Origin of the sequence: Devosia yakushimensis (genome assembly GCF_030159855.1) — a bacterium.
GTDB lineage: Bacteria > Pseudomonadota > Alphaproteobacteria > Rhizobiales > Devosiaceae > Devosia > Devosia yakushimensis.
The window spans coordinates 1,101,977-1,113,427 of the sequence record NZ_BSNG01000001.1; the positions used below are offsets into that span (position 1 = coordinate 1,101,977).

Below are 11,451 nucleotides of genomic sequence, written 5' to 3' on the forward strand. Positions count from 1 at the left end.
GCTGAGCTTTGGGCTCGGGGCGGGGTCCGGAACTGGGTGATTATTTGATGCCGGCGGTGGTGGCGACGGCGATCTGACGGCTGTCGAGCATGTCGACCCATTGGCCGGCATGGGCCTGGGACTGGCGCTTGACATAGTGGTAGGGGGTGTCGCTCCAGAGGCGCACGGCGCCATCCTGATTGTCGAGCACCAGATCGCCGCGGTCGGTGCGGACGATCAGCACGGCATGGCCGCCGCCATCGGCTTCCTTGACGATGGCCATCAGCAGGGTGCTGACGGGCCAGCCGGCATTGATCAGCTCGCGGCGCTTGGCCAGGGCAATGTCTTCGCAATCGCCATAGCCGTTGGGATAGGTCCAGAATTCGTCGACCTGGTAGAGATCGATATCGGCAACGGGAACGACATTGCCATTGATATTGGCGTTGATCTGCAGCAGCTGCGACCAGCGGGCCTCATCGAGCGGCATGGCGGGCACGATCTCCTGGTTCGCGCGGCATTCGGCGGGGCGCGACTTGCAGAACTCGGCATGGCCGACCGGAATGCTGGTGGCGCCTTCGACGACCTGGACGAAAGCCACATTGGTCAAGTCGAGGGCCTGGGCCGGGGCGGTGATGGCTGCGAAGGCGAGAAACGCCGTGAACAGTGCCTTGGTGTTGAAAAACATTGAGTGATCTCCCTGATGGAGACCACGTTAGGGACCGCCGATTGCCCCGATCCGAAAACTGCAATGCAGTTTTTATGCAAGTTTTATGGGTTGGATTCAGGAGGCGTTTACCATGGCGGGCTCTTGCCTTCTCCCCTTGTGGGAGAAGGTGCCCGTAGGGCGGATGAGGGGGCCTCCTAGGGTTCTGGCATGGGATGACGCAGAACCCCTCACCCTGATCATTCTTCTGAACGAAGAATGATCTGTCCCTCTCCCACAAGGGGCGAGGGTGGGCTCTGGTGATGGGGAGGCTTGGTGCCCTGGGGCTAAATCAGTTCATCCGCAGGTTTTGCTGGACGACGGTGAGCATTTCCTGGGCGGAGGCGAATTCTACCGCGACGCCGTTCTGGAAATGGCGGACCACGCGGGCGCGCATGCGGCCCAGGGTGACGGGCGTGCCCATGGCGGGGCGCACGTCGAGTTCGATGGCGGCGCCGGACAGCGAGATATCGATGATCTTGCAATTGTAGCGGCGGCCATCGTCGAGGACGACGGTGGAATGGCGGATATCGGGGACGACGCGCTCGTGGCGGCGGTCTTCCGGCAGGTTGAGGACATCCTTATTGGCCAGCCAGGTGAGCTGGGCCGCCATCTTGTCGCGCTTGCGGGGGGAGGCGGCGATGTCCATTTCAAAGCCGCCTTCCATCTGGGACAGGATGGTACCCTCGATGCGGCCGACATGGTCGATATAGGCGATGACGCGCTCGCCGACGACGCCGGCAACCGGAGCGATGACCATGGCATCGCCGGGGGACATTTCGATGACCTGGCAGGGGAATTCGCGGCGGTCGGCCAGCATGTAGCGGCCCAGCACCGAGACCTTGACGCGCTGGAAGCGCGCCGAATCGGCCCGCGTGCGCGCCGGAGCAATGAATCGCGGTGATTGGATGTCGTCGCTGAGCATTACCGGCCGGCCGCACTGTGTTTGCACGGTAACATAGGCGGGCTTGGTTAATGCTTGGTATTATTTGGGTCCGTCAAAAGCCGATCAAATACCGCCAGGCGGCTTGATGATTTACTTACTGCGACCGCCGTCGATCACCGCCAGATGGGCATAGCGGCGGGCGCTGCGGCCATAGAGCGTGGCGGGAATCGGCATGGGGGAGGCGGCGCTCATATAGCCGCCGTCATTGCCGACATTAGTGGCGACTTCGCGCACGGTTTCTTCCATGGCCACATCGTCGGGCCAGATCAGGCGCAGGCCGGTGATGCGCTGCTCGAGAATGGGCTGCACGCCCAGCCAATAGGGCTCTTCGAGCGCCGTCATGGCGCCGAGCAGGCGGGTGTGGGTGGAGCCATTGTGGCGCAGGGGCATGAGAATGGTTTCGAAGGAAACCTTGGTGTGCAGCGCTGTGGTGCCCTGGAAGGTGACGAGAGCCACGGCGTGATCCTCGGTGACGGCGCGGATCAGGGTATCCATGGCGTCGCGGTCGCGCTCGTGCCAGAGGTCATTGAACGAGCGCCCCTTGAGCTCGCGGCAGTAACTTGTGCACAGGTGCGAACCGGCCAGGCGGAAAGAGAACTTCTCGGCCTCGTCGAATTCGAGAATAAAGGTATTGGCGAGTGCTTCGCGAATGCGCGTGGGATCGATATCCTTGCGGTCGGGAGCGCTGCGGGACCCGCGGATGGCGTTCCAATAATCGTAGAGGGTCCGGGTGCTGGTCTGCATTGCTGTTCTTTCGCCGATGGCCATGCGAGCGCTCTCCCCTTGGAACGCATCCGCCGCATCCCGACATTCGCAAATGGCGGGGGCAAAAGCGCCCTTAAAGAACAGTTAAGGTTAACGCGGCTGTCCCAATGTGGAAAAGAAGAGCCAAAGCGGCGCGGCGCCAGCGAGTCGGGGAGTAATGATGGTTGAACAAGGCGAGACACCAGGCCAGCCGGGCCGGGAGCCGGTCTTTCTGCTGCCTATATCGGTGACGGCGCTGGCCGGTGTCATGGCAGCGATTCACCTGGCATCAACCTTCGTGCTTAACCAGCAGGGTTATAACGACTTCATCCTGTGGTTCGCTTTCCTGCCGCTGCGGATTGTGGTGGCGGGCAGTGATCTGGCGGCGGCGGTGCCGCTGATCTGGACCCCGTTCAGCCATGCGCTGATCCATGGCGGCTGGGATCACCTGCTGGTCAATGTGGCCTGGCTGGCGATTTTCGCGACGCCGGTGGCGCGGCGCTATGGGGCAGGGCCGATGCTGGCGATATTTTTCGTCTCCGCTGCGGCAGGAGCGGCGTTCTTTGCGGCGACGACACTCTATTCGGGGGCCTATCTGATCGGGGCGTCAGGCGGGGTTTCCGGGCTGACCGGGGCGGCGGTGCGGTTCATCTTCCAGCCGGTCATCGTGGCCCAGCACCCCGAAACAGGCGAGCGGATGGTCATGGGGCGGCATCTGGCGGGTTTTGGCGATCTCATGCGGGATGCACGCGCGCGGACGTTCATCATCATCTGGGTGGTGCTCAATGCCGCCGTGCCGGTGCTGCCGCTGCTGACGGGGACCGCCATTGGCGTGGCCTGGCAGGCGCATCTGGGCGGGTTTTTTGCGGGGATTTTGCTGGTGGGGCTGTTTGAGCGGAAGGGGCGGTAGGGCTTCGCGGGGAGGATCGGAGTACCCCCTCCTAGCCTCCCCCTGATAGGGGGAGGGACCGCCCTGTGGTTGGGGCTCGATCTCACTTCAAGAGTGGAGATATTCCTCCCCCTGTCAGGGAGAGGTTAGGTGGGGGTATCCGCTTCACAAGAAGCAAACGGAGGTTCCCGCTTTCGCGGGAATGACATTGTGGTGGTCAGTAAACCTTGGCCGGATCGAACAGGCGGGGAAGGCCGAGGTCTTTGAGGGCCACACTCCCTCCGGCCACTTCCACCGCGCGGTAGAAGCAGGATTTGCGGCCGGTGTGGCAGGCGGCGCCGCGGCCGGTTTGCTCGACCGTCATGACCAGGGCGTCCTGGTCGCAATCGGTGCGCAGTTCGACCAGCTTCTGCAATTCGCCAGAGGTTTCGCCCTTTTTCCAGATCTTGTTGCGCGAGCGGGACCAGTAATGGGCGATGCCGGTTTCGAGCGTCAGGGCCAGGGCCTCGGCATTCATATGGGCGAGCATCAACACGTCCTTGCTTGAGGCTTCGATGGTGACAACGGTGACAAGGCCCGCCGCGTCGAAACGCGGGGCGAAGGCGGTGCCTTCTTCCAACTCGTCATGGGTGAGGGCGGTGGGATCGGCGAAGGTGATGCTCATGGGGTGGGTTTTAGCGCGGGCGAGGGCGCTGCGCTAGGTGATAGGTCAGGGCGGCGCGTAGGCAGAGGGCCAATGGTTCGGCCGGGACGGAGCCGGTGCTGGGCAGCAGGAGGGCGCGGTTGCCGTCGAAGGTGAAATCATCGGCGAAATGGGCGCGGAAGGTATCGATCAGGCTGGTCTGGCAGTTGAACAGGACCGCGCATTTGTCCGGCGCGGAGCGGACCATGCCGAGCCGGATCGTGGAGCCGCTACGGCTGGTCTCGGTGAGATAGGCGGGTTCGCCCCATTTCAGCGTTTCAGTCAGGGGACCGACGCCGGTGGTTTGGGCAGCGGTGGCGAAGATCAGCTCGCGGACGGTCAGCAGGCGCCGTTGCACTGGCTCGGGATAGCGCGCCAGGGCTTGGGCCACTGGTTCGGGGACTGGCGGGGCGCTGGCGAGTGACTGCTGTTCGGACATGGCTGTTCCCCCCGATGGCCCCGATCATAAGGAGCGCGAGGGAAACAGGCAAATGGCGTCGATTGGTCCTAGCGCTTGCCGACCATGGCGAAGAAGCGGTCTTGTTCCTGGCGGTCTTCGGCGAAGACGCCGGTGAAGCGGTGGGTGATGGTGGAGACGCCGTGGGCGTGGATACCGCGCATGGACATGCACATATGCTCGGCTTCGAGCATGACGGCGGCACCGCGGGGGCCGAGGTTCTCGTTCAGCGCGTCGATGATCTGCGCGGTGAGGTTTTCCTGGGTCTGCAGGCGCCGGGCGAAGACTTCGACGAGGCGCGCGAGCTTGGACAGGCCGACCACACCATCATGGGGCAGGTAGGCGATGTGGGCCTTGCCGACGAATGGCACCATGTGGTGTTCGCAATGGGAGCTGAAGGGAATGTCGCGGACGAGGACAATATCGTCATAGCCGCCGACTTCCTTGAAGGTGCGGTTGAGGATGGCTTTGGGGTCTTTGTCGTAGCCGGCATAGAGTTCGCCATAGGCCTTGGCGACACGGCGCGGCGTATCGAGCAGGCCTTCGCGCGTGGGGTCGTCGCCGGCCCAGGCGATCAGGGTGCGAACGGCCGCCTCGGCTTCTTCCCTGGTGGGACGAGCGGGCGCATTTGCCGGCCGGGACAGGGGAAAAGGCGGCTTGACGCGGGCATCCATCTGGCAGCTCCTTGCGGCAGCACCGCATTGAAAGGCAGCAAAAGCGATTTTTTGGACTTGTTAGACGCGTGCAACGTCCTGACAGCCCGAGTGCGAGCACCTATATAGGAGGCTGGGCACGGGCCGACAAGAAACAGAATTGTTCGTTTCATGGAACTCAGCGATCTCTATTCCGATAAAATCCTCGATCTTGCAGCAAATGCCCGCCAGCCGCCCCGGCTGACCCAACCGCATGCCAGCGCACGCAAAACCAGCCGGGTTTGCGGTTCGACCATCGAGGTCGATGTGGTGGTGCGGGATGGCGTGATTGCCGAATATGGGCACGAGATTTCGGCCTGTGCTCTGGGGCAGACATCGGCGGCGGTCGTGGCGCGGGAGATTGTCGGCACGCCGGTGGATGAGTTCCGGGCGGTGCGGGCGCAGATGCATGCCATGCTCAAGGAGAATGGGACGCCGCCAGCGGGCAAGTGGAGCGATCTCAAATATCTCGAGCCGGTGCGGGACTATTCGGCGCGGCATATGTCGACGCTGCTGGTGTTCGACGCGGTGGCGGCTGCTCTGGAAAAGATCGAGGCAGTTGAATCGGTTACGGCCGGTTCCTGATGGATCGAGTCATTGCGCGATTCTTGTCCGGCTTTTGGCGCGTGGTCGACCTGCCGTTCAAGATCGCGGCTGTGCTGCTGATCACCATTTATCGCTATACGCTCTCGGCCTTTGCGGGGCGGACCTGCCGACATCTGCCGACCTGCTCGGAATATACGCGGGATGCGATCTGGCAATTCGGCTTCTGGCCCGGGGGCTGGATGGGACTTGCACGGTTCGTGCGGTGTAGGCCGGGTGGGACGCATGGCTATGATCCGCTGCCGGAGAAGGTGCCGGAGGGGGCGCGGTGGTTTGCGCCTTGGGGCTATGGGCGGTGGAGGTAGCCTCCCCACCGGGTCATTCCGGCGCAGGCCGGAATCCATGCTGTGCTCTCTCCCCGCACGAGATGGTGTTGATGGCCTTCAGCATCGATCCCGGCCTGCGCCGGGATGACATCGAGTTTTTGAGGCCTGCTGCTGGAAATACATGGAATACGTGCTAGACAGGCCGCCTTGTTTGCAAAACGCAAGCATCATCCCAATTTCTGGAGACCTAAAATGACGATCAAGGTGACGTTCCCCGACGGTGCAGCTCGCGACTATGCGCGTGGCACCACCGGGACCACCGTGGTCGAGGGCATCTCCAAGAGCCTGGCCAAGAAGACGGTGGCCATGCGCTGGAACGGCGTGCTCAGCGATCTCAGCGATCCGCTGGAGGAAGACGGCCGCATTGAATTCGTCACGCGCGACAGCGGGTCCAAGGATGCGCTGGAGCTGATCCGGCACGATACGGCGCACGTGCTGGCGGAAGCGGTGCAGGAGCTGTGGCCCGGTACGCAGGTGACGATCGGTCCGGTGATCGAGAACGGCTTTTATTACGACTTCAAGCGCGAGACGCCGTTTTCCGAAGAGGATTTCCCGGTCATCGAAAAGAAGATGGCCGAGATCGTTGATCGTGGTGCCGCTTTTACCAAGGAAATCTGGACGCGCGACCAGGCCAAGGAATTCTTCAAGGCCCGCGGCGAGACGTTCAAGGTCGAGCTGGTCGATGCCATTCCGGCCGACCAGTCGCTCAAGATGTATAAGCAGGGCCAGTGGATCGATCTTTGCCGGGGGCCGCATATGCGCTCGGTCAAGGATATCGGCACGGCATTCAAGCTGACCAAGGTGGCCGGCGCCTATTGGCGTGGCAACAGCAATAATCCGGTGCTGAGCCGCATCTACGGCACCGCCTTTGCGACCAGGGAAGAGCTGGACGCTTATCTCCATATGGTGGAAGAGGCGGAAAAGCGCGATCACCGCAAGATCGGGCAGGAGATGGACCTGTTCCACTTCCAGCCAGAGGCGCAGGGATCGGTGTTCTGGCACCCCAAGGGCTATGTGCTGTACAATCAGATGGAGGCCTATATCCGCCGCCGTCTGAACAATTCCGGCTATGTCGAGGTGAAGACGCCGCAGTTGATGAGCTCCAAATTCTGGGAGGCGTCGGGGCACTGGGGCAAGTATCGCGAGAACATGTTCGTGGTGCCGGACGAGGTGCCGGGGACGGAAGAAGAAGGGCCGGTTCTGAGCGGCAAGGGCGACCTGATGGCGCTCAAGCCGATGAATTGCCCGGCCCATATCCAGATCTTCAACCAGGGCATCAAGAGCTATCGCGATCTGCCGTTGCGCATGGCCGAATTTGGTTGCTGCCATCGCAACGAGGCGCATGGTGCGCTGCATGGCTTGATGCGCGTGCGGCAGATGACGCAGGACGATGCGCATATTTTCTGCCGTGAAGACCAGATCCAAGCCGAGACGGAGCATTTCGTGCATCTGCTCTATTCGGTTTATGAGCATATGGGCTTTGCCGATGTGGTCATTAAGCTGGCAACGCGGCCGGAAAAGTTTGGCGGCACGATCGAGCGCTGGGATGCGGCCGAGAAGGCGCTGGGCGATGCCCTGCGCGCGACCGGCTATGATTTCGAGATCGCCGAGGGCGAGGGGGCTTTCTATGCACCCAAGCTCGAATTCCATCTGCGCGACGCCATCGGCCGCTCCTGGCAGGTGGGGACGCTGCAGCTGGACTATGTGCTGCCCGAGCGGCTGGACGCGACCTATGTCGCCGAAGACGGTTCGCGGCAATATGTGGTGATGCTGCATCGGGCGATCCTGGGGTCGCTGGAGCGGTTCATCGGCATGATGATCGAGAACTATGCCGGCAAGATGCCGATGTGGCTGGCCCCGACCCAGGTGGTCGTGGCGACCATCGTGTCGGAGGCGGATGACTATGCGGCAAAGCTGGTGCGCCAGCTGCGCGAAGCGGGCATCCGCGCCGAGATCGATACGCGCAACGAGAAGATCAACTACAAGGTGCGCGAGCATTCGGTGGGCAAGGTGCCGCTGCTGTTCGTGGTGGGCAAGCGCGAGGCCGAGGAAGGCAGCGTGTCGGTTCGCCGGCTGGGCACCGAAGGACAGAAGGTCACTCCGTTCATGGATGCCCTGGTAGCGCTGATGGCCGAGGCCACCGCGCCCGATCTCAAGGCGAAGGCCGCTGCCTGATGCCGCAGCGGCCGTCCAATCGCGAGATCAAGGCACTCACCCATCTGGGTGAGGAGAATGCGCTTGGGCCCGACGACTTCAAGGATATCGGCGAGAAGGTTTTCGCCGGCATGCTGAAGAAGGGCTGGGTGGTCGAGGCCGAAGGGTTGCCCGGAAAATACCGGGCGACTATCAAAGGGCTGACCATCCACGAAGGCGAGATCATCTTCGCAGGGCGGTGGAGACGCTAGACGAAGCGGCCAAGAGAGTCTTTGCTGGGGTACCCCCTCCTAGCCTCCCCCTGATAGGGGGAGGGATGGCCGGTGGGGTGGCGCGATAGTGCCGGGAACTGGATCGGTCCCTCCCCCTATCAGGGGGAGGCTAGGAGGGGGTATTCTTTCGTCATGCCAGACCTGATCCCCATTACCCGTTCCATTGCCATCGATCCCTCCGAGATCGAAGAGAATTTCGTGCGCTCGGCAGGACCGGGCGGGCAGAATGTCAATAAGGTGTCGAGCGCGGTGCAGCTGCGGTTCAACCTTTTGGCCTCCCCCAATATTCCCGAGGCGATGAAGCGGCGGGTGGCGGGGCTGGCCGGGCGCCGGCTGACCAAGGATGGCGTTTTGATCATAACGGCCAATAGCCACAGAGACCAGCCGATGAACCGCGCCGAGGCGCAGCAGCGACTGGTGGATTTGCTGGTGGCAGGGGCTCATGTGCCCAAGGCGCGGGTTGCGACGCGGCCGACGCTGGCATCCAAGCAGAGGCGGCTCACGGGCAAGGCCATCCGCTCGACCACAAAGTCACTCAGAAGCAGAAGGCCGGACGCTGATGGAGCCTAAACGTATTTTCGTGACGGGAACGGCGGGGTTTATCGGCTTTCACCTGGCGCAGCGCCTGCTGGCCGATGGGCACAGCGTGACCGGCTATGACGGGGTGACCAATTATTACGATGTGAGCCTCAAGCGTGCACGGCTGGCGCTATTGGCCGAGCATCCGAATTTCACCTTTGTCGAGGCCATGCTGGAAGATGGCGCGCGGGTGAAAGAGGCGCTGGGCGAGAGCCGGGCGCAACTGGTGTTCCACCTGGCGGGGCAGGCCGGGGTGCGCTACAGCATCGATCATCCGCAGAGCTATGTGCAATCCAACCTGGTTGGGACATCCAATGTGCTCGAAGCAGCGCGGGAGATGCCGCCCGAGCATCTGATCTTTGCCTCGACCAGCTCGGTCTATGGCGGCAATACCAAGATGCCATTTGCCGAAACCGACCGGGCGGATAGCCCGGTATCGCTCTATGCCGCGACCAAGAAATCGGGCGAGGCCATGGTGCATTCCTATTCCCATCTCTGGGGCATTGCTTCGACCAGCGTACGGTTTTTCACGGTCTATGGGCCGTGGGGGCGGCCTGATATGGCCTTGTTCAAATTCGTTTCCGCCATCCAGGATGACAGGCCCATCGACATTTATGGCGAAGGCAAGATGCGGCGCGACTTTACCTATGTCGACGACCTGGTCGACGCGCTGGTGCGGCTGGCGGGGAAGCCGCCGGTCAAGGGCGAGCCGGTTCGGGGCGATAGCCTTTCGGCGGTAGCGCCCTATAGGGTGGTCAATATTGCCGGGGGCAAGCCGAGCGAGCTGATGGCTTTCGTTGCGGCGGTCGAGAATGCGATGGGCAAGCCGGCCAGGCGCAATATGCTGCCGATGCAGCAGGGTGACGTGGTGGCGACGCAGTCGGATACCGCCTTGCTGAACGAGCTGATAGGCAGTCTGCCGGAAACGCCCATCGAGGTGGGCGTGGCGCGCTTTGTCGAGTGGTACCGGCATTATTACGGCGTGAATTGAAGCCTCCTGCGGGCATTGTTGAAGCTGAGGTTTTCGTTGAATACAGCCAGCCTGAAATTTGGAACGAGCGGCTTGCGCGGCCTGGCGGTGGAGCTACAGGGGCAGGCGGCGCGGCGCTATGTGGCGGCGTTTCTGCGGCATGCGCAGGCGCTGGGACAATTGGACGGCGGCAGGGTGTTTATCGGGCGGGATTTCCGGCCGTCGAGCCCGGCTATTGCCGAGGATTGCGCGGCAGCGATTGCCCTGTTCGGGCTCGAGGCGGTCGATTGCGGCATGGTGCCGACGCCAGCCTTGGCGCTGCATGCCATGGCTGCAGGATGCTGCGCCATCATGATTACGGGCAGCCATATTCCGGCGGACCGGAATGGGCTCAAATTCTATGTGCCGGGCGGGGAAATCAGCAAGGCGGATGAGGCCGGGATCGTGGCGGCCTTGCGCGACGAGACCGTGCCCGATGGCGGCCTGCCCATGGCCGATGAGGCCGAGCTGGCTGTGGCGCGCTATATTAGGCGCTATGCCGGGCTGCTGCCGGAAGGGGCGCTGGATGGGCTGCGGATTGGGGTCTTCGAGCATTCCAGCGTGGCGCGGGACGTGCTGGGGCAGGTAATGCGGCGAGCCGGTGCGGCGGCGGTGAGCCTGGGGCGGACCGAGAGCTTCGTCGCGGTGGATACCGAGGCCTTTGGCGACGCGGTATTCGCGCCGCTCAGGGGATGGATGGCGCGCGAGCGGCTCGATGCCATCGTATCCTCGGATGGGGATGGCGATCGGCCGCTGTTGATGGACGCCAAGGGCGAATTCGTGCGGGGCGATGTGCTGGGCCTGCTCGCGGCAGGGATGCTGGAGGCGCGAACGGTGGTGACGCCGGTTACCTCCAATTCGGCGCTGGAGCGGACCGGATTTTTCGCGACGGTGCTGCGGACCCGGGTGGGGTCGCCTTATGTGATCGAGGCGATGGAGACGGCGGATGATGGCGTCGTCGGGTTCGAGGCCAATGGCGGCACCTTTGTCAGCCGGGGTATTGCCGGGCTCGATCCTCTGCCGACGCGGGACGCGGTCTTGCCCTTGCTCTGCGCATTGGGATTGGCGGCGCAGCGGACGATGAGCGTCGACGCGCTCGTGGCGGAGCTGCCGCTGCAATATGCTTTGGCCGACCGGCTGCAGGATGTGGCGGCGGAGCGAAGCGGGGCGTTTCTGCGGCGGCTGGGCGAGGATCGCGCCTTTGCCGAGGCGTTTTTTTCGCCGCATGGGATTGCGAGCTTGTCCACGATAGACGGGCTGCAGTTCCGTACGCTGTCGGGCGACATGGTGCATTTCCGCGCTTCGGGCAACGCGCCGGAGCTGCGGTGCTATGTCGAGGGAAGCACGCCTGAAGTAGCGAGGGACTTGCTGGATTGGGGGATGCGGGCGGCGGCCGAGCAGGTGCGGTAGGGAGCG

14 protein-coding genes are annotated in these 11,451 nt (G+C 63.0%); 8 read left to right on the forward strand and 6 right to left on the reverse strand.

Features of this window, described 5'->3' with window-relative positions:
• Positions 1-40: 40 nt before the first annotated feature.
• From QQL79_RS05355 to QQL79_RS05365, 3 genes are all read right to left on the reverse strand, one after another.
• On the reverse strand, positions 41-664 hold the full coding sequence (locus tag QQL79_RS05355; protein WP_284388643.1) for a transglutaminase-like cysteine peptidase: 624 nt from the start codon (positions 662-664) through the stop codon (positions 41-43).
• A gap of 310 nt (positions 665-974) precedes the next feature.
• Positions 975-1,607 (reverse strand): PilZ domain-containing protein, encoded by a 633-nt coding sequence (locus QQL79_RS05360; RefSeq protein ID WP_284388645.1) that lies wholly within the window; start codon positions 1,605-1,607, stop codon positions 975-977.
• 111 nt (positions 1,608-1,718) lie between these two features.
• Positions 1,719-2,372 carry a PAS domain-containing protein gene (locus QQL79_RS05365; RefSeq protein WP_284388646.1) on the reverse strand — a complete coding sequence of 218 codons (654 nt, stop codon included), beginning with the start codon at positions 2,370-2,372 and terminating at the stop codon, positions 1,719-1,721.
• A gap of 178 nt (positions 2,373-2,550) precedes the next feature.
• Here QQL79_RS05365 and QQL79_RS05370 point away from each other — a divergent pair, with 178 nt between their 5' ends.
• Positions 2,551-3,282, forward strand: coding sequence for a rhomboid family intramembrane serine protease (locus QQL79_RS05370; RefSeq protein ID WP_284388648.1), 732 nt, complete (start codon positions 2,551-2,553; stop codon positions 3,280-3,282).
• Positions 3,283-3,478: 196 nt separating this feature from the next.
• Here QQL79_RS05370 and hisI read toward each other — a convergent pair whose 3' ends face one another.
• The 3 genes from hisI to folE form a co-directional block, all read right to left on the reverse strand.
• On the reverse strand, positions 3,479-3,925 hold the full coding sequence (gene hisI / locus QQL79_RS05375; protein WP_284388650.1) for a phosphoribosyl-AMP cyclohydrolase: 447 nt from the start codon (positions 3,923-3,925) through the stop codon (positions 3,479-3,481).
• A 10-nt stretch (positions 3,926-3,935) separates the two neighbouring features.
• Complete coding sequence (locus tag QQL79_RS05380) at positions 3,936-4,382, reverse strand: DUF1801 domain-containing protein (protein ID WP_284388652.1); 447 nt, start codon at positions 4,380-4,382, stop codon at positions 3,936-3,938.
• A gap of 68 nt (positions 4,383-4,450) precedes the next feature.
• Positions 4,451-5,074, reverse strand: coding sequence for a GTP cyclohydrolase I FolE (folE, locus tag QQL79_RS05385; protein WP_284388655.1), 624 nt, complete (start codon positions 5,072-5,074; stop codon positions 4,451-4,453).
• Positions 5,075-5,224: 150 nt separating this feature from the next.
• On the opposite strand from folE, the gene QQL79_RS05390 reads away from it, so the two are divergent.
• The 7 genes from QQL79_RS05390 to QQL79_RS05420 all read left to right on the forward strand — a co-directional run bounded on the left by QQL79_RS05390 (position 5,225) and on the right by QQL79_RS05420 (position 11,445).
• On the forward strand, positions 5,225-5,677 hold the full coding sequence (locus QQL79_RS05390) for an iron-sulfur cluster assembly scaffold protein (protein ID WP_284388657.1): 453 nt from the start codon (positions 5,225-5,227) through the stop codon (positions 5,675-5,677).
• Positions 5,678-5,700: 23 nt separating this feature from the next.
• Positions 5,701-6,000: a membrane protein insertion efficiency factor YidD gene (yidD, locus tag QQL79_RS05395; RefSeq protein WP_284388659.1), complete on the forward strand. Its 300-nt coding sequence runs from the start codon at positions 5,701-5,703 to the stop codon at positions 5,998-6,000.
• Between the two features lie 213 nt (positions 6,001-6,213).
• Positions 6,214-8,196 (forward strand): threonine--tRNA ligase, encoded by a 1,983-nt coding sequence (gene thrS / locus QQL79_RS05400; protein WP_284388661.1) that lies wholly within the window; start codon positions 6,214-6,216, stop codon positions 8,194-8,196.
• Complete coding sequence (locus QQL79_RS05405) at positions 8,196-8,426, forward strand: hypothetical protein (RefSeq protein ID WP_284388663.1); 231 nt, start codon at positions 8,196-8,198, stop codon at positions 8,424-8,426. The genes thrS and QQL79_RS05405 overlap by 1 nt, the downstream gene beginning before the upstream one ends.
• Before the next feature lie 153 nt (positions 8,427-8,579).
• Positions 8,580-9,017 (forward strand): alternative ribosome rescue aminoacyl-tRNA hydrolase ArfB, encoded by a 438-nt coding sequence (arfB, locus tag QQL79_RS05410; protein ID WP_348523171.1) that lies wholly within the window; start codon positions 8,580-8,582, stop codon positions 9,015-9,017.
• Positions 9,007-10,017, forward strand: a complete 1,011-nt coding sequence (locus tag QQL79_RS05415; RefSeq protein WP_284388665.1) for an NAD-dependent epimerase/dehydratase family protein — start codon at positions 9,007-9,009, stop codon at positions 10,015-10,017. Before arfB ends, QQL79_RS05415 begins: the two co-directional genes overlap by 11 nt.
• Positions 10,018-10,068: 51 nt before the next feature.
• Complete coding sequence (locus tag QQL79_RS05420) at positions 10,069-11,445, forward strand: phosphohexomutase domain-containing protein (RefSeq protein WP_370461243.1); 1,377 nt, start codon at positions 10,069-10,071, stop codon at positions 11,443-11,445.
• The last annotated feature ends 6 nt before the right edge of the window (positions 11,446-11,451 follow it).